The following is a 17019-nucleotide window of genomic DNA, read 5'->3' as shown; positions in this document are numbered from 1 at the left end:
TCTCAGGGACTCATGAGCCAGCCCCCCGGACCATCCGCGCTGCGCCTTGCCGCGCCCCTGCTGCTCGCGGCGCTGCTCGGCGGCGGCGTGGCCGCCGGCGTGACCACGGCCGTGGTCGACCGCCACGACGGCGAGGTCCACACGACCACGGTCATCCGGCAGGCGCCGATCACGGGCGGCACGGGCCGCGAGACCGTCAACCAGGGGCTGACGGCCGCCGACATCTACCAGCGCTACGCGCCGGGGGTCGTCTACGTCCGGTCCGAGGTGGTCCAGCAGACCGACAACCCATTCGACCCGTTCGGCGGCACCCAGCGCAGCGAGGCCACCGGCTCGGGGTTCGTCATCGACGGCCAGGGCGACATCCTCACGAACAACCACGTCATCGAGGGCGCGAGGGCGGTCACCGTCCAGTTCGCCGACAAGAAGACGGTCCGGGCCAAGGTCGTCGGCAAGGACCCCTCGACCGACCTCGCGCTGCTCAACGTCGACCCCGAGGGGCTCGCCCTCAAACCGCTCCCGCTGGGTTCCTCGCGCGACGTGCAGGTCGGCGACCCGACGATCGCCATCGGCAACCCCTTCGGCCTCAGCCGCACGCTGACCACCGGCGTCGTCAGCGCACTGCAGCGCGAGATCCAGGCACCCAACGGCTTCGCCATCCGCGACGTCATCCAGACCGACGCGGCGATCAACCCGGGCAACTCGGGCGGCCCGCTCATCGACGCGGCCGGCCGGGTCATCGGCATCAACTCCCAGATCGAGACCGGCGGAGCGGGCAGCCAGGGCAACGTCGGCATCGGCTTCGCGGTGCCGATCGACACCGCCAAGGCCATCCTGGCCCAGCTCAAGAGCGGCGAGGCCGTGCAGCGCGCCTACCTCGGCGTGCAGTCGATCACCGTCGACGGCAGCCTCGACGCGCTCGACCTGCCCGCCAAGCACGGCGCGCTCGTGCAGCGGGTGGAGGCCAACAGCCCGGCCGACGCCGCCGGGCTCAAGGCCGGCGAGATCCAGGCCACCCTGCAGGGCACGACGGAGACCGTGCTGCTCGGCGGCGACATCATCACGAAGTTCGACGGCAAGACCATCACCTCCAGCCAGCAGCTCTCCCAGCTCGTCTCGGGCCACAGGCCCGGCGACAAGGTCAAGCTCGAGCTCGTGCGCAAGGACTCCAAGCAGACGCTGGAGATCGCGCTGGGCAAGCGGCCGACGACGCTGCAGTCGGGCTGACCGGCCGACGGGGCGCGTGGCCGGTGCCGGACGCTCCCTAGGATGGAGGGCGTGGCTCATCGTGCCCCTCGCATCAAGTTCTGCGGGATCACCCGCCTGGACGACGCCCACGCCGCCGCCGACGCCGGCGCCTGGGCGCTCGGGCTGATCCTGTGGCCGGGGTCCAAGCGGGCCTGCGATCCCGCCGAGGGCGCGCGCATCGCGGCGCAGCTGCGCCGCCGCACCGAGATCGCCGGCGTGTTCGTCAACCAGCCGCTGGACGACATCGCGGCGCTGGCCGACACGATCGGCCTGAGCCTGGTGCAGCTGCACGGCGACGAGGGCCCGTCCTTCTGCGCGGAGGTCGCCCGGCGCACCGGGGCCAAGGTCATCAAGGCCGCCGCCGTGCGCGGGCGCGCCGACATCACCGCGATCCAGGCGTTCCGGACCGACTTCCACCTCCTCGACACCCACCGCGAGGGGCTGCGCGGGGGCACGGGGGAGACGTTCGACTGGAGCCTGCTCTCGAGCCGGTACTCGAAGGTCCCGCTCATCCTGAGCGGCGGCCTGGACCCGGCCAACGTCACCGAGGCGATCGAGACCGTGCGCCCGTGGGCCGTCGACGTCGCCAGCGGCGTGGAGTCCGCCCCGGGCGTCAAGGACCACGACGCGCTGCTGGCCTTCGCCGCCGCCGTGAAGGCCACCGACGAGCAGCCGCCCGTACGCGCCGTGCCCCCGCGGCCCGACGCCCGGGGGGTGGCCCGGTGAGCACCGGCCTGGAGATCCGCTTCGGCCCCTACGGCGGCCAGTACGTCCCCGAGACGCTCATGCCGGCGCTGGGCGACCTGGAGCGCACGTGGCTCGACGCCTGGTCGGACCCGGGCTTCCGAGCGGAGCTCGACCACCTGCACCGCGACTACGTCGGGCGCCCGTCGCCGCTGTACCTGGCCGCGCGGCTGTCGGAGGTCGCCGGCCGGGCGATCTACCTCAAGCGCGAGGACCTCAACCACACCGGCGCGCACAAGATCAACAACGCCCTCGGGCAGGCCCTGCTGGCCAAGCGGATGGGCAAGCCGCGCGTCGTCGCCGAGACCGGGGCGGGCTCGCACGGGACGGCCACGGCCACGGCGTGCGCGCTGCTGGACCTCGAGTGCGTGGTCTACATGGGCGAGGTCGACGTCGAGCGCCAGAAGCCCAACGTCGAGCGCATGCAGCTGCTCGGCGCCACGGTCGTGCCCGTCGCCGCCGGCTCGCGCACGCTGAAGGAGGCGACCTCGGAGGCCATCCGCGACTGGGTCGCCAACGTCGCCGACACGCACTACGTCCTGGGGACGGTCGCCGGCCCGGCGCCCTACCCGGCGATCGTGCGCGAGCTGCAGCGGATCATCGGCGACGAGGCGCGCGCGCAGATCCTCGAGCGCGAGCACCGCCTGCCCGATCGCGTGCTCGCCTGCGTCGGCGGCGGCTCCAACGCCATGGGGATCTTCGCCGCCTTCATCCCCGACGAGGACGTCGCGCTCGTCGGCGTCGAGGCCGGGGGCGAGGGCCTGCACGGCCGCCACGGCGCGCCGCTGACGGCGGGCAGCCGCGCGGGCGTCCTGCACGGCTCGCTCAGCGCGATCCTCCAGGACGACGACGGCCAGATCCTCGAGGCGCACTCGATCTCGGCCGGCCTGGACTACCCGGGCGTCGGCCCCGAGCACGCCTGGCTGCGCGACACCGGCCGCGCGACCTACGTCGCGGTCACCGACGACCAGGCGGTGCAGGCCTTCAAGGAGGTCACCCGCCTGGAGGGCATCATCCCGGCGCTCGAGACCAGCCACGCCCTGTGGCACGCGCTGCACGCACCGTCGGAGTCCACGCTGGACGTGCTCTGCCTCAGCGGCCGCGGCGACAAGGACCTGGCGCAGATCATCGCCCGCGGCTGAGCGCGCTCAGGGCTCGCCGACGACCGGGCGCAGGCCGACGTTCGGGATGGGCCCAGACCGCCGCGAGCGTCCAGTCGCGGCAGTCGCCTCCGTTGACGACGGTGCGCGCCGCCCCCGGCGCGGCGTGCACGCGGCGGCGCCGCCCGGGGTCCTCGCGCCGCGTGACCGCATGGCCGCGGCCGATGGGGTCAGAGCGCGGCGCGTCGTTCATGGCGTGCGCTCGCGGGCCGGCGCGGGGGAGACGGACGTGTCATCGGGCCCCGGGCCCCCGCCGAGCTGCACCGCGTCGGCGCTCTCGGCCGCCCGGCGCAGCGTCGCCAGGGCCAGGACGCCGGGCAGCGCCGGCAGCCAGACCGAGATCGTGCGGTAGGCCAGGACGGCGACCAGCGCCGTGGACGCGTCGATGTCGAAGCCCGCGCAGGCGCCGACCATGCCGCCCTCGACGCCCCCGATGCCGCCGGGGAGCGGCAGCAGGTTGCCGAGCATCCCCAGCAGGTAGGCCATGACGAGCTCGAAGACCGGGGGATGGCCGTCGAAGGCCCAGAAGCACGCCCACAGCGTCGCGATGTCGAACGCCCACCACACGACCGTGCCGAGCAGGCCCTTCTCGCGGTCCACGACGAGCTGGAGCGTGAAGCGGGTGCCGTCGGACAATGCCTGTGGGGCCGCGAGGAGGCGCTGCTGCCAGCGGGCGCCCTTGGTGAGGCGCCGGCGCAGGGCGTCCGGCGCCTGGATCGCGACCGCGAACAGCGCGACGATCAGCGCGGCGATGACCGCGGGCAGGGCGGTGAGCAGCGGGTCCGCGCCCGCGATCGCCAAGCCCATCCCGCACAGGATCACGCCGGCCATGAAGACCGCGTAGGTCGCCACGAGATGGCTCGAGACCTGGCGCACGGCTCCCTTGGCGCCGTGGCCCGCCCGCGCCAGCGCCCAGGTCGTCAGCGCGACCCCGCCGGCCCCGCCGGCCGCCAGCAGGCGGGAGGCCGCCGTGGCCGCCAGGGTGATCTGCGTGGAGCGCCACACGCCGAGCCGCACGCCGCCCGCGGCGCTGACGGCGGCCATGTTCCAGGCGTAGCCGACGTAGGAGATCGCCTCCAGCGCGACGCCCGCGCCGAGCCACCACGGCGAGCCGTTCTCGATGCGCCGCCAGGTGTCCTCCAGGCCGGCCAGCCGCGGGATGAGCAGGTAGACGACGAAGAAGGCGACCGCCGCCGCGCCGACGAGCCACAGGCCGCGTCGCCCGGTCAGGCCCGGCATCGTCAGCGCCGCGCGTGCGCGCGCGCGACGGTCCGTGCGGTCGTCGAGGTCGGTCATCCGGCGCAGCGAGCATAGGCCCCCGCTGTCGTCGTAGGCTCCCGCGCCTATGGACGGAGCCCAGCGCATCGCCGCCGCCTTCGCCCGCGCTCCCGGTCGCGCGGCGCTCATGCCCTACCTGATGGGGGGCTTCCCGGACCTGGCGACCTCGCTGGCCATCGGCCACGCCTACGTCGACGGCGGGGCCGATCTCATCGAGCTCGGCGTGCCGTTCTCCGATCCGCTGGCCGACGGCCCGGTCATCCACGCCGCCGGGACCGTGGCCCTGCGCGCGGGCGCGACCGTCGACGGGATCTTCGGCGTCTGCGCCGAGCTGTCCGCACGCGTACCGGTCGTCGTGATGCTCTACGCCAACCTCGTGCTGGCCCGGGGCGTCGAGGCCTTCGCCCGGCAGGCGGCCGAGGCCGGGGCCAGCGGGCTCATCGTCCCCGACCTGCCGCTGGAGGAGAGCACGGAGCTGCTGGCCGCCTGCGACGCCGCCGGCCTGGCCCTCGTGCCGCTCGTCGCGCCGACGACCCCCGAGGACCGGCTGGCCGTGATCGGCGGTCGCGCCCGGGGGTTCGTCTACACGGTCTCGGTCACCGGGACCACGGGCGAGCGCCAGGGCGGCTCGGCGGGCTACGCCGACGTCATCGCCCACACCCGGCGCCACACCGACGTGCCCGTGGCGCTGGGCTTCGGCATCAGCTCGCCCGAGCAGGCCCTGGAGGCGGCGGAGGCCGGCGCGGACGGCGTCATCGTCGGGAGCCGGCTCGTCCGGGCCGCCGCCGAGGCCGATGACCCACCCGCCGCGGTGCGCGAGCTGGTCGGCGCGTTCGCCCGCGCCCTGGTCCGCTAGGATCCGCGGCGCCATGGGACTCGCTGCCGCCATCACCGCCGCGCTCGCGGTCTGGATCATCGGCTGGGCGCTGGGCGCCAAGTCGATCGACTCCTTCATGATCGCCGTCGTGATCATGGTCATCGCCGCCACGGTCAAGCTGCTGCAGCCGTACGTGCCCAAGCGCAACCGCTGACCCGGCCGCCCCGGCCGCTTCCGGCGCCCCGCGCCGGCCCTTCGCCGCACCTCCGCCCGGGCCGCCTCGCCCGCCCGGCCCGCCTCGCCCGCCTCGCCCGCCCGGCCCGCCTCGCCCGCCCGGCCCGCCTCGCCCGCCCGGCCCGCCTCGCCCGTCCTGCGCGGGCCGCCGCCCCGCGCCCGCTCCGGCAGCGCCGCCGGTCGGCCCGGGGGCGTCCTGGACCGCCGGTCCACAGGTCAGGCGACCTGTCCACCTTGTGGTGTGCAGGGATGACCATTGCGCGCGGTCCCTCCACGCGATTAGACTCGGCGTCTCTCCGGAACCGATCCCTTGAGGAGGGGACTCACGTTGCGCGTACGTCATGTGGCGGCCTCAGGCTGCCTGCTGGCTGCGTTGTCCTTCGGTGTTGCCGCGTGCGGCAGCAGCAGCAGTGGCAGCCAATCCAGCAGTTCCAGTAGCGGGAGCACCGGCTCCAGCACCCTGACCATCTACTCGAGCCTGCCGCTGCAGGGCGACTCCCGGGCGCAGTCGCTCTCGGTCGTCAACGGCGAGAAGCTCGCGCTGGCCGCGAAGGGCGGCAAGGTCGGCAACTTCACGATCAAGTATGTCAGCCTCGACGACTCCACGGCCGCAGCCGGCAAGTGGGATCCGGGCGCGACCTCGGCCGATGCCCGCAAGGCGGCCCAGGACAAGTCGACCATCGGCTACCTGGGCGAGTTCAACTCGGGCGCCTCGGCGATCTCCATCCCGATCCTGAACGAGGCCGGGGTCCTGCAGGTGTCGCCGTCGAACACGGCCACGGGCCTCACCCGCTCGCTGGGCGCCGACAAGGGCGAGCCCGACAAGTACTACCCGTCGGGCAAGCGCACCTACGGCCGCGTCGTGCCCGCCGACCACATCCAGGGCGCCGCGCAGGTCAGCTACCAGAAGGACAACGGCTGCACCAAGAGCTACCTCCTGAACGACAAGGAGGTCTACGGCGCCGGCCTGGCCAAGAACGTCGCGGCCGCCGCCAAGGTGCAGGGCCTGACGATCGTCGGCAACACGGGCATGGACCCGAAGGCCGCCAACTACCGCTCGGTCGCCCAGACGATCAAGGCCTCCGGCGCGGACTGCGTGTTCTTCGGCGGCATCACCGACAACAACGCGGTGCAGCTCTTCAAGGACCTCCACGCCGCGATGCCGACGGCCAAGCTGTTCGGGCCCGACGGCGTCGCCGAGACGGCGTTCTTCTCCAAGCTGGGCGCCAGCCTCGAGAAGGTCACCTACATCACCAACCCGACGCTGGACCCGAAGCTCTACCCGCCGGCCGGGCAGGAGTTCTTCAAGACCTACAAGGCGAAGTTCGGGACCGAGCCGGAGGCCTACGCCATCTACGGCTACGAGGCCATGGGCGTCATGCTGCAGGCGATCCAGAACGCGGGCGCCAAGGGCAACGACCGCCAGGCGGTCATCGACGCCTTCTTCAAGATCAAGGACCGGGACTCGGTGCTCGGCAAGTACTCGATCGACGAGAACGGCGACACGACCTTGTCCGACTACGGCGGAGACCGGGTGCAGAACGGCAAGCTCGTCTTCGACAAGGTCATCAAGGCCCAGACCAGCTGACATCGGAGCGCCGCGCCGGCCGGGGCCCCATGGTTCCGGCCGGTGCTCCGCGCCCTTCGTCGGAGGACACCATGGAAGCCGCATCGATCACCGAGACCGCGTCGGCAGGTCCGCCCGCGCGCAAGCTGGGCGACGTCATCAACGCCTACGCCCTGCCCGCCCTGCTGATCGCCGCGCTGGTGGCGCAGTTCGTCTACGACCAGACGGGGACGCTGAACGACATCAAGACGGGCCTGTCCAACGGGACGATCTGGGCGCTCATCGCCCTCGGGTACACGCTGGTCTACGGAATCGTCGAGCTCATCAACTTCGCCCACGGCGAGGTGTTCATGATCGGCTCGTTCGTCTCCGTGTCGCTGTGGGCCACCTTCGGCGTGGACGAGAGGACCGGCATCCCGCTGATGATCCTGTCGATCATCGTGGTGCTGGCGATCGCGATGCTGGCCAGCGGGACGCTGAACGTGCTCATCGAGCGCGTCGCCTATCGGCCGTTGCGCAACGCGCCGAGGCTGGCGCCCCTGATCACGGCGATCGGGATGAGCTTCATCCTGCAGAACGTCGGCCTGCTGTGGCGGCCCACGCCCGACAGCGCCCCCGACCTCATCGGCTCCCAGAAGGACTACTTCACCATCTTCCACGTCGGGATCGAGCACTCCGACGTCTTCGCGGTCGTCGTGACCGTGCCGCTCCTGGTGGCCCTGCTGTGGTTCATCGGGGCGACCCGCTACGGGAAGGCCATGCGCGCCACCGCGCAGGATCCCGACGCCGCGCGCCTCATGGGCATCGACGTGGACCGCACGATCCAGCTCACGTTCCTGCTCGGCGGCCTGATGGCCGGCGCCGCGGGGCTGATCTACGCGCTCTACAACGGCACGATCCGCTTCAACCAGGGCTTCACCGCCGGCCTGATCGCGTTCACCGCGGCGGTCATGGGCGGGATCGGCAACCTCAAGGGCGCGGTGATCGGCGGCCTGATCATCGGCGTCATCCAGGCGGTGTCGGACTCCGGCGAGTACCTCGGGCTGCCGCTCGGGCCGCAGTGGACGCCGGCGGTCGTGTTCGGCGTGCTGATCATGGTCATGGTGTTCAGGCCCCAGGGCCTGTTCGGCGAGGAGACGCGAGAAGGATGAGCGACATGGCCGACACCTTCCGCCGCACCCGGGACGTCGTGGCCGGCACGTTGCCCCCGCCCGCCTGGATGCTGGCGGGGCTGGCCCTGGCGATCCTGTTCCCCTACATCGCCGGCACGGGCTCGCTGCTGGACGCCTCGATCCAGACCCTGGCCTACATCATCATGGCGCTGGGCCTGAACATCGTCGTCGGCTTCGCCGGCCTGCTCGACCTCGGCTACGTGGCCTTCTACGCCATCGGCGCGTTCGTCATCGGCTGGTTCGGTTCCCAGCAGTTCCCGGACATCAACGGTGGCAAGGGCATCCACATCCTGGCCAGCGACCGCAGTACGTTCCAGCTCAAGCTCAACGGGACGAAGGCCGAGATCCCGGGCATCCACGTCAACTTCTTCATCGTGATCTTCATCGCGATGGCGATCACCGCGGTGTGGGGGATCCTGCTCGGCGGCCCGACGCTGCGCCTGCGCGGCGACTACCTGGCCATCGTGACCTTGGCCTTCGGCGAGATCGTGCCGCGCATCTTCGAGAACTCCACCAGCGGCCTGTTCGGCATCGGCCGCACGGACTTCTCCAACGGCCGCCAGGGCATCACGCCGATCGACACCATCAACCTGCCATGGTCCAAGAGCGCGGTCTATACCGACTTCAACTTGAGACCGGCGTACTGGGTGGCCCTGGCGATGGTCGTGTTCACGGTCTTCGTCAACCGCCGGCTGCGGGACTCCCGCCTCGGCCGCGCGTGGATCGCCGTGCGCGAGGACGAGGTCGCGGCCGCCGCGATGGGCGTCAACCTCGTGCGCACCAAGCTGTGGGCCTACGCCATCGGCGCGGCGTTCGGCGGCTTCGCCGGCGCGTTCCTGGGCTCCTACAACAACACGGTCAACGTCGACCAGTTCGAGTTCGGCTTCTCGGTGTTCGTGCTGGCCATGATCATCATCGGCGGCATGGGCAACATCTGGGGGGTGATCGTCGGCGCCGTCGCGCTGTCGATGCTCAACCGCTACGGGCTGCCCGAGCTCAACCAGCTCAACATCGGCTTCGACCCGACCTCGGTGTCCTACGGCGTGTTCGGGTTCTTCCTGCTGATCATGATGGTGCTGCGTCCCGAGGGCTTCCTGCCCTCCGGCCGAAGGCGCCTGGAGCTGCACGAGGCCGAGATCGAGGGCGGCGACGCCGCCGTGGTCGGCGACATGTCGCAGATGTACGAGGTGCGTCAATGAGCGGCGACGAGCCCATCGGCGAGGTCCAGCAGGCCGCGGTGGGCGCCGTGGCGACGGTTCCGCCGGGCGAGGGCCCGGTGCTGGACGTGATCGGCGTCTCGAAGGTCTTCGGTGGCCTCGTGGCGGTCAACGACGTCGACTTCGTCGTGCCGCGCAAGGCCATCGTGTCGCTCATCGGCCCCAACGGCGCGGGCAAGACGACGTTCTTCAACTGCCTGACGGGCCTGTACCGGCCCACGACCGGGCGGGTGATCTTCGACGGGCGCGACATCACCGCCAAGCGCCCGGACGTCGTCACCTCGGCGGGCATCGCGCGCACGTTCCAGAACATCAAGCTGTTCCGGACCATGACCGCGGTGGAGAACGTCCAGGTCGGCATGCACCCGCGGCTGCGCTCGCGCGTCACGGGCATGATCCTGCGCACGCCGTTCGTGCGCCGCGAGGAGAAGAACTCGCGGGAGCGGGCCCGCGAGCTGCTGGACTTCGTCGGGCTCAAGCGCAAGGACGAGCTGGCGATGAACCTGCCCTACGGCGACCAGCGCCGCCTGGAGATCGCCCGGGCGCTGGGGTCCGAGCCGCGCCTGCTGCTGCTCGACGAGCCCACGGCGGGCATGAACCCACAGGAGTCCGAGCAGCTGCGCGCGCTCATGGACCGCCTGCGCACCGAGCGTGACATGTCCATCCTGCTCATCGAGCACGACATGAAGGTGGTCATGAACGTCTCCGACCACATCACGGTCCTCGACCACGGCGAGAAGATCGCCGAGGGCTCGCCCACCGAGGTGCGCCAGAACCCCCGCGTCATCGAGGCCTATCTCGGGAGCCAGGCATGAGCACGCCCGAGACCCCGGACCCCGGCACCGGCCCGGCGCCCGCGGCGACCGCGACCGCCGAGCCCGTCCTGCGGGTCGACGACATCCAGACGTTCTACGGCGCGATCCAGGCGCTCAAGGGCATCTCGCTCGACGTCTTCGAGGGCGAGATCGTCACGCTCATCGGCTCCAACGGCGCGGGCAAGACCACGACGCTGCGTTCGATCTCGGGCATCGTGCCGCCCAAGATCGGCAAGATCGTCTTCCAGGGCCGCGACATCACCGGGATCCCGGGCCACGAGGTCGCGGCGATGGGCATCGCCCACTCGCCCGAGGGCCGACGGATCTTCCCGCGCATGACGGTGCTCGAGAACCTCGAGATGGGCGCGTTCACCCGCAAGGACCACGCCGGCATCCGCGCCGACATCGACCGCGTCTACGACCTGTTCCCGCGGCTGAAGGAGCGCGAGAAGCAGAAGGCGGGGACGATGTCGGGCGGCGAGCAGCAGATGCTGGCGATGGGCCGCGCGCTCATGGCCCAGCCCCGGCTGCTGCTCCTCGACGAACCCTCCCTGGGGCTCGCGCCGGTGATCGTCGACAAGATCTACGAGATCATCCGGGAGATCAACGAGCAGGGCGTCACGATCCTGCTCGTCGAGCAGAACGCCAACTACGCCCTCGACGTGTCCACGCGCGGCTACGTGCTGGAGACCGGGACCGTCGCCCTGTCCGACCACTCGGCCGCGCTGCGCGACGACGAGCGCGTCAAGGCCGCCTACCTGGGCACCTGACATGACCGCCACCCTCATCCTCGGCGCCGTCGGCGCGAAGGCCTTCTACTTCCTCTACGTGTGGCTGGCCTCGGCCTGGGCCGCGAGCTGGCTGTCGGACCGCAAGGGCTACGGCGAGAAGTGGGGGCTGGGCACCGGCCTGGTGCTGTCGCTCATCGGCGTCGCGATCTGGCTCGTCGTCCCGGCCCGCCCGCTGTCGAAGTGGTCGCGGCGGCGCAAGCAGCGCTCGGGCGGCGACGACGCCGGCAACGTCACGACGTAGCGCGCGCCTTCGCCCACTCCTTCTTGTGCAGGCGCTTGGCGGCCTGGTACTCCGTCAGCGCCTGCGCGGAGTCCACGTCGCCCAGCGTGGGATGCGGCGGCACGAGCGGCCAGGCCGCGTCGACGCCGAAGTGCTTGGCCAGCACGGCGGCCAGCGAGATGCTCGTCATCGCGCCGAAGCCCGGCAGCGCGAGCAGGTTGGCCCGCAGCGCGTCGGCGTCGGGCGCGTCGCGCCAGATCCGCGCGGCGTCCCCGTCGTAGCGCTCGCACACGTGCACGGCCAGGGCGTGGACGCGCTTGGCCATGGCGCCGGGATAGCGGTGCACGGCGGGCGGGCCCCGGAACACGGGGTCGAGGTCGGCCTCGGCGAGCGTCCGGGCGTCGACGGCGCCCAGGCGCTCGCGCAGCACGAGCGGCCCGGAGAAGGCCTTCTGGACGGTCTGCTGCTGGTCGAGCGCGAAACCCACCAGCAGCGCCATCGGATCGGTCGCGATGAGCGCATTGGCCTCGTCGGACCCGGTGAACCACAGTCGGTCGGGCACCGGCCGATCGTACCCCCGCCGCTCAGCCCAGCGTGTCGGCCAGCGCCTCGTCGAGGTTGGGGTGGGCGAAGGCGAAGCCGCCGGCGAGGGCGCGGTCGGGCACCGCGCGCTGGCCCTCGGTCACGATCTCGGCCATGTCGCCGTAGAGCAGGCGCAGCGCCGCGCCGGGCACCGGCGCCACGGCGGGGCGGTGCAGCGCCCGGCCCAGCGCGCGGCTGAAGTCCTTGTTGGTGACCGGGGTGGGGGCGCTGCCGTTGTAGGCGCCCTGCCAGCCGTCGTCGTCCAGGGCGCGCAGGTAGAGCCCGACGAGGTCGTCGACGTGGATCCACGGCAGGTACTGGCGCCCGCCGGCGACGGGCCCGCCGACGCCGAGCTTGAACGGCGGCAGCATCGTCTTCAGCGCGCCGCCGCCGGCGTCGAGCACCACGCCGGTGCGGATCTTGACCACGCGCACGCCCAGCGGGCCGGCGGCGTCGGCCTCGCGCTCCCACGTCACGCAGACCCGGGCGAGGAAGTCGTCGCCCGCGGGGGTGGACTCGGGCAGGGTCTCGCCGCCGCGCTTGCCGTAGTAGCCCACGGCCGAGGAGGAGACGAGTGTGCGCGGGCCCTCGGCGCCCACGGCGGCCAGGCCCTGCACGAGGTGGCGGGTGCCGGTCTCCCGGCTCTCGAGGATGGCCTGCTTGACCTTGGCGTTCCAGCGCTGGGCGACCGGCTCGCCGGCCAGGTGGACGACCGCGTCGCGTCCGCGCAGCGCCTCCGCGGGCGCGGGCTCGGTCAGCAGGTCCCATGCGACTGCGGCCACGCCGAGCTTCTCCTTGGCGCGCTCGGGCGAGCGCGAGAGGACGGTGACCTCGTCGCCGCGGTCGCGCAGCGCGCGGACGAGCTTGGTCCCGATGAGGCCGGTGGCGCCGGTGAGGGTGACGTTCATCAGTGCAACGTACGCGCGCCACGACCGTGGGGGATCAAGACCGAGACCGGCCCCCTGGGCCGGCGTTCGCCTAGCTCCGGAGCTGCTCGATGTCCAGCGCGGCGAAGCCGATCGTGTCGCCCGCGCGGTTGTCGCCGGCCCGGCGCGCCTCGGCGCTGACGGCCGCCGCGACCGCCGGCGCGACGTCGCGGTTGAACACCGACGGGATGATGTAGTCCTCGCGCAGCTCGGACTCCGGCACGATCCCGGCGATCGCCCGCGCGGCGGCCATCTTCATCGGCTCGGTGATCTGCGGGGCCCGCACGTCCAGCGCGCCGCGGAAGATCCCGGGGAACGCGAGCACGTTGTTGATCTGGTTGGGGTAGTCCGAGCGTCCCGTGGCCATGATCCGGACGTAGGGCGCGGCCTCCTCGGGGGAGACCTCGGGCGTCGGGTTGGCCATGGCGAAGACCATCGCGTCGTCGTTCATCCGCGCCAGCGCCTGCGGCGGGAACACGCGCGCGCCCGACAGCCCGATGAGCAGGTCCATGCCGTCGATGACGTCGGCCGGGGTGCCCGACAGCCGCTCGGGGTTCGTGGCCTCGGCGTACCAGCGCTTGATCGGCGGCATCGAGCCGTCCTCGTAGTCGGGCCGGCGCGTCGACAGCACGCCGCGGGAGTCGGCGCCGACGATGTGGCGCACGCCGGCGACCATGAGGATCTTGGTGACCGCCACCCCGGCGGCCCCGAGCCCGATGACGAGCACGTGCAGGTCCTCGAGCCGCTTGCCCATGAGCCGGCAGGCGTTGAGCAGCGCCGCGAGCGTCACGATGGCCGTGCCGTGCTGGTCGTCGTGGAAGACGGGGATGTCGAGCCGGGCCTTCAGCCGCTCCTCGATCTCGAAGCAGCGCGGCGCGCTGATGTCCTCGAGGTTGATGCCGCCGAAGCCCGGGGCGATGTTGACCACGAGCTCGACGATCTCGTCGGGGTCCTTGGTGTCCACGCAGATCGGGAACGCGTCGACGTTGGCGAACTCCTTGAAGAGCATCGCCTTGCCCTCCATCACCGGCATCGCGGCGCGCGGGCCGATGTCGCCGAGGCCCAGCACGGCCGTCCCGTCGGAGACGACGGCCACCGTGTTGCGCTTGATCGTGTACTGGAACGCCTTGTCGGGGTCGGCGGCGATGGCCTCGCAGACGCGCGCGACGCCCGGCGTGTAGGCCATGGAGAGGTCGGCGCGGGTCTTCAGCGGCGACTTGTTGTGCTGCTCGATCTTGCCGCCGACGTGCATCCGGAACGTGCGGTCGATGGTGTCGATCACCGTCACGCCGTCGAGGTCGTCGAGGGCGCCGACGATGCGGCCCCAGTGCTCCATGTCGGAGGCGTCGACGGTGATGTCGCGCAGGAGCACCCCGTCCTGGACCTCCACGAGGTCGATGGAGCCGATGCTCGCCCCGACCCGGCCGATGGCGCTGGCCACCGCGCCGAGCATGCCGGGGCGGTCGGCGATCTGGACCCGGATGGTGAGCGAGAACTGGGCGGAGGGCGAGGGCATTCGGAGCCGGACTCTAGGGGACGTCCCCGCCGTCAGGGCCACCGCGTTCTGCGTACTTGTATGGCACGCGCGCGCGCCGCCGGGCGGGGCTGGCGCTAGGGTCCTGACGATGGCGGACAACGGGTCAGGCGGACAGCACGACGAGCTCTATCTCATCGACGGCAGCTCGCTGGCCTACCGGGCGTTCTTCGCCCTCCCGGAGTCCATCGCGACGTCCACGGGCTTCCCGACCAACGCGATCTTCGGGTTCGCCTCCATGCTCGTCAAGCTCCTCACCGAGCATGGTCAGAAGCCCACGATCGTCGTGTGGGATGCCGGGCACTCGGGGCGCAAGGAGGTCTCGCCCGACTACAAGGCGACGCGCCAGTCGCGCCCCGACCTGCTGCGGGAGCAGTGGCCGCACCTCGAGCCGCTCGTGGAGGCCTTCGGCTACCGCAACGTCAAGGTCGAGGGCTACGAGGCCGACGACGTCATCGCGACGATCGCCGAGCGCGCGCGCCGGCAGGACGTCCCGGTCGTCGTCGTCACCGGCGACCGCGACATCTTCCAGCTCATCGATCCGGACTCCCGCGTGCGCGTGATGGCCACCGGGCGCGGCATCACCGACACCAAGCTCTACGACTACCAGGCCGTCCTCGACCGCTACGGGATCCCGCCCGAGCTCATCCCGGACTTCTACGGGCTCAAGGGCGACACGTCGGACAACATCCCGGGGATCCCCGGCATCGGGGACAAGACCGCGACCGACCTGCTGCAGCGCTTCGGCGACCTCGAGACCGTGCTCGCGTCGGTCGAGGAGATCTCCGGGGCCAAGCGCAAGCAGAACCTCGTCGAGCACGCCGACGACGCGCGGGTGTCCAAGCAGCTGGCGACGATCCTGCGCGACGTGCCCGTCGACGTCGACCCGGTCGCCGAGGCCGCGCGCGAGCCCGACCGCTCCACCCTGCGCGACGTCTTCCGCCGCTTCGAGCTGCGTGCCCCGCTGGCCCGGCTGGAGGACGCGCTGGCCGTCGAGGACGAGACCGTGCCGGCCATCCCCACCGAGGAGGCGACCGTCCGGGTCCGGGCGCGCGAGGGGGGCGTCGCCGACGTGCGCACGCTGGGCCCCGCGGGCTCGGAGATCACGATCGCCGTCGAGCCGCCGCTGATCCCCGAGGGTCAGCTGCTGGCCGAGAACCCGACGTGGCGCTTCGGCGCCGTGGTGGGGGAGGAGGGGCTCTACGGGACGATGGACAGCGCGGAGGAGCTCGTCTCCGCGCTCGGCGACCGCCCGGTGATCGTCCACGACGCCAAGGCCCTGGGCGTCGTGCCGCCGGTGCTGGCCCACGACACGCTGCTGGCCGCCTACCTGCTGGAGCCCGCCCGGCGCGGCTTCCCGTTCTCGGAGATCTGCGAGGAGCGGGGCCTGAAGTGCGACGCGCCCGCCCCGCTGGCCGCCGACGCCGCGCTCGGGCAGGCGCTGGCCGCCTGGCAGCGCGAGCAGCTCACCGAGCGCGGGCTGACGGCGCTGCTGCGCGACGCCGAGCTGCCGCTGGTCTCCGTGCTGCGCGACATGGAGATCGCCGGCGTGCGGCTCGACCAGGAGCGCCTGGCGAAGATCCGCCACCGCGTCCAGGACGAGATCGCCGGGCTGGAGCGCGAGATCTGGGACCTGGCCGGCGATGAGTTCACGATCGGCTCGCCGCAGCAGCTCGGCGCGATCCTGTTCGACAAGCTCGGGCTGTCGCGCAAGCGCCGCGGAAAGACCGGGTTCTCGACCGACGCGCGCGTGCTGCAGGCCATCCGCGACGAGCATCCGATCATCCCACGCATCGAGCGCTGGCGTGAGCTCAACCAGCTCATGAAGACCTACCTCGACGTGCTGCCCCAGCTCGCCGACGCCGAGTCGCGCATCCATACGACGTTCATCCAGTCGGGCGCGACGACGGGCCGCCTGGCCTCGACGGACCCCAACCTGCAGAACGTGCCCGTGCGCACCGAGCTGGGCCGGGAGATCCGCGGCTGCTTCGAGGCGGCTCCGGGCCACGTGCTCATCTCCGCCGACTACTCGCAGGTCGAGCTGCGCGTGCTGGCGTTCATCGCCGACGAGCCGGTGCTCAAGGAGATCTTCGTGCGCGGCGAGGACGTCCACACCGCGACGGCCTCGCAGGTGTTCGGCAAGCCGGCGTCGGAGCTGACGCCCATGGACCGCTCCAAGTCCAAGATGATCAACTACGGGATCGTCTACGGGCTGAGCGACTACGGCCTGGCCGACCGCCTCAACATCGCCCGCGAGGAGGCCAAGGCCTTCATCGACGCCTACCTCGAGCGCTTCTCCAAGGTCGCCGAGTTCATGGCCACGACGATCGAGCAGGCCAAGGAGCTCGGGTACGTGTCCACGCTGTACGGCCGCCGGCGCCAGATCCCGGAGCTGCGGGCCCGCAACTACCAGGTGCGCACGCTGGGCGAGCGGCTGGCGGTCAACACGGTCATCCAGGGCACCGCGGCCGACGTCATGAAGCTGGCGATGATCGGCGTGCACCGCGCGCTGGCCGCGACGGACCTGCAGACGCGCATGATCCTCACGATCCACGACGAGCTGCTCTTCGAGGGCCCGCCCGAGGAGGCCGACGCGGTGGGCGAGCTCGTCGAGCGCGAGATGGTCGCGCCGTGGGGCGATCGCACGCCGCCGTTGGCCGTCGACGTCGGCGTCGGCCAGACCTGGCTCGACGCGAAGTAGCGAGTCCGCCCGG

16 protein-coding genes are annotated in these 17019 nt (G+C 71.9%); 12 read left to right on the top strand and 4 right to left on the bottom strand.

Features of this window, described 5'->3' with window-relative positions:
* The first annotated feature begins 12 nt into the window (after window positions 1-12).
* From FSW04_RS19945 to trpB, 3 genes are read left to right on the top strand one after another with little or no spacing between them, the layout of a single operon-like run.
* The gene (locus tag FSW04_RS19945) at window positions 13-1227 is read left to right on the top strand and encodes a S1C family serine protease (protein WP_146921984.1); all 1215 of its coding nucleotides are present in this window, start codon (window positions 13-15) and stop codon (window positions 1225-1227) included.
* A gap of 51 nt (window positions 1228-1278) precedes the next feature.
* Window positions 1279-1974: a phosphoribosylanthranilate isomerase gene (locus FSW04_RS19940; RefSeq protein ID WP_228430603.1), complete on the top strand. Its 696-nt coding sequence runs from the start codon at window positions 1279-1281 to the stop codon at window positions 1972-1974.
* Window positions 1971-3134, top strand: a complete 1164-nt coding sequence (gene trpB / locus FSW04_RS19935) for a tryptophan synthase subunit beta (RefSeq protein ID WP_146921982.1) — start codon at window positions 1971-1973, stop codon at window positions 3132-3134. Before FSW04_RS19940 ends, trpB begins: the two co-directional genes overlap by 4 nt.
* 207 nt (window positions 3135-3341) lie before the next feature.
* Here trpB and FSW04_RS19930 read toward each other — a convergent pair whose 3' ends face one another.
* A complete protein-coding gene (locus FSW04_RS19930; protein ID WP_187368945.1) occupies window positions 3342-4448 on the bottom strand; it encodes a lysylphosphatidylglycerol synthase transmembrane domain-containing protein in 1107 nt (368 codons plus the stop codon).
* 49 nt (window positions 4449-4497) lie between these two features.
* On the opposite strand from FSW04_RS19930, the gene trpA reads away from it, so the two are divergent.
* From trpA to FSW04_RS19895, 8 genes are all read left to right on the top strand, one after another.
* On the top strand, window positions 4498-5286 hold the full coding sequence (gene trpA / locus FSW04_RS19925) for a tryptophan synthase subunit alpha (RefSeq protein WP_146921980.1): 789 nt from the start codon (window positions 4498-4500) through the stop codon (window positions 5284-5286).
* Window positions 5287-5299: 13 nt separating this feature from the next.
* A complete protein-coding gene (locus FSW04_RS26375; RefSeq protein ID WP_187368944.1) occupies window positions 5300-5461 on the top strand; it encodes a hypothetical protein in 162 nt (53 codons plus the stop codon).
* Window positions 5462-5854: 393 nt separating this feature from the next.
* Window positions 5855-7069 carry a branched-chain amino acid ABC transporter substrate-binding protein gene (locus FSW04_RS19920; protein WP_187368943.1) on the top strand — a complete coding sequence of 405 codons (1215 nt, stop codon included), beginning with the start codon at window positions 5855-5857 and terminating at the stop codon, window positions 7067-7069.
* Between the two features lie 71 nt (window positions 7070-7140).
* Window positions 7141-8199, top strand: a complete 1059-nt coding sequence (locus FSW04_RS19915; RefSeq protein ID WP_146921978.1) for a branched-chain amino acid ABC transporter permease — start codon at window positions 7141-7143, stop codon at window positions 8197-8199.
* Window positions 8200-8204: 5 nt separating this feature from the next.
* Window positions 8205-9419, top strand: a complete 1215-nt coding sequence (locus FSW04_RS19910; protein WP_228430602.1) for a branched-chain amino acid ABC transporter permease — start codon at window positions 8205-8207, stop codon at window positions 9417-9419.
* Entirely contained in the window at window positions 9416-10252 is an 837-nt protein-coding gene (locus tag FSW04_RS19905; protein WP_146921977.1) for an ABC transporter ATP-binding protein, read from the top strand. Before FSW04_RS19910 ends, FSW04_RS19905 begins: the two co-directional genes overlap by 4 nt.
* Window positions 10249-11022, top strand: coding sequence for an ABC transporter ATP-binding protein (locus tag FSW04_RS19900; protein ID WP_146921976.1), 774 nt, complete (start codon window positions 10249-10251; stop codon window positions 11020-11022). The genes FSW04_RS19905 and FSW04_RS19900 overlap by 4 nt, the downstream gene beginning before the upstream one ends.
* 1 nt (window position 11023) lies before the next feature.
* Complete coding sequence (locus tag FSW04_RS19895) at window positions 11024-11284, top strand: hypothetical protein (protein WP_146921975.1); 261 nt, start codon at window positions 11024-11026, stop codon at window positions 11282-11284.
* Here the strand turns inward: FSW04_RS19895 and FSW04_RS19890 are convergent.
* The 3 genes from FSW04_RS19890 to FSW04_RS19880 form a co-directional block, all read right to left on the bottom strand.
* Entirely contained in the window at window positions 11274-11825 is a 552-nt protein-coding gene (locus tag FSW04_RS19890) for an HhH-GDP family DNA glycosylase (protein ID WP_146921974.1), read from the bottom strand. The genes FSW04_RS19895 and FSW04_RS19890 overlap by 11 nt on opposite strands.
* 22 nt (window positions 11826-11847) lie before the next feature.
* On the bottom strand, window positions 11848-12753 hold the full coding sequence (locus FSW04_RS19885) for a TIGR01777 family oxidoreductase (RefSeq protein WP_146921973.1): 906 nt from the start codon (window positions 12751-12753) through the stop codon (window positions 11848-11850).
* Window positions 12754-12823: 70 nt separating this feature from the next.
* A complete protein-coding gene (locus tag FSW04_RS19880) occupies window positions 12824-14287 on the bottom strand; it encodes an NAD-dependent malic enzyme (protein WP_146921972.1) in 1464 nt (487 codons plus the stop codon).
* A gap of 109 nt (window positions 14288-14396) precedes the next feature.
* Here FSW04_RS19880 and polA point away from each other — a divergent pair, with 109 nt between their 5' ends.
* Window positions 14397-17006, top strand: coding sequence for a DNA polymerase I (polA, locus tag FSW04_RS19875; protein ID WP_146921971.1), 2610 nt, complete (start codon window positions 14397-14399; stop codon window positions 17004-17006).
* Window positions 17007-17019 lie beyond the last annotated feature (13 nt).

The organism is Baekduia soli (assembly GCF_007970665.1).
Classification (GTDB): domain Bacteria; phylum Actinomycetota; class Thermoleophilia; order Solirubrobacterales; family Solirubrobacteraceae; genus Baekduia; species Baekduia soli.
The sequence above is the reverse complement of the archived record's forward strand: the minus strand, read 5'-3'. Positions and strand labels throughout refer to the sequence as shown.

Bases quoted from the DNA above. Each gene is read 5' to 3' on its own strand.
- FSW04_RS19905 (WP_146921977.1), top strand. From the start codon at position 9,416: ATGAGCGGCGACGAGCCCATCGGCGAGGTCCAGCAGGCCGCGGTGGGC.
- FSW04_RS19900 (WP_146921976.1), top strand. From the start codon at position 10,249: ATGAGCACGCCCGAGACCCCGGACCCCGGCACCGGCCCGGCGCCCGCG.
- polA (WP_146921971.1), top strand. From the start codon at position 14,397: ATGGCGGACAACGGGTCAGGCGGACAGCACGACGAGCTCTATCTCATC.
- FSW04_RS19945 (WP_146921984.1), top strand. From the start codon at position 13: ATGAGCCAGCCCCCCGGACCATCCGCGCTGCGCCTTGCCGCGCCCCTG.
- FSW04_RS19895 (WP_146921975.1), top strand. From the start codon at position 11,024: ATGACCGCCACCCTCATCCTCGGCGCCGTCGGCGCGAAGGCCTTCTAC.
- trpA (WP_146921980.1), top strand. From the start codon at position 4,498: ATGGACGGAGCCCAGCGCATCGCCGCCGCCTTCGCCCGCGCTCCCGGT.
- FSW04_RS26375 (WP_187368944.1), top strand. From the start codon at position 5,300: ATGGGACTCGCTGCCGCCATCACCGCCGCGCTCGCGGTCTGGATCATC.
- FSW04_RS19910 (WP_228430602.1), top strand. From the start codon at position 8,205: ATGGCCGACACCTTCCGCCGCACCCGGGACGTCGTGGCCGGCACGTTG.
- FSW04_RS19930 (WP_187368945.1), bottom strand. From the start codon at position 4,448: ATGACCGACCTCGACGACCGCACGGACCGTCGCGCGCGCGCACGCGCG.
- FSW04_RS19915 (WP_146921978.1), top strand. From the start codon at position 7,141: ATGGAAGCCGCATCGATCACCGAGACCGCGTCGGCAGGTCCGCCCGCG.
- FSW04_RS19880 (WP_146921972.1), bottom strand. From the start codon at position 14,287: ATGCCCTCGCCCTCCGCCCAGTTCTCGCTCACCATCCGGGTCCAGATC.
- FSW04_RS19885 (WP_146921973.1), bottom strand. From the start codon at position 12,753: ATGAACGTCACCCTCACCGGCGCCACCGGCCTCATCGGGACCAAGCTC.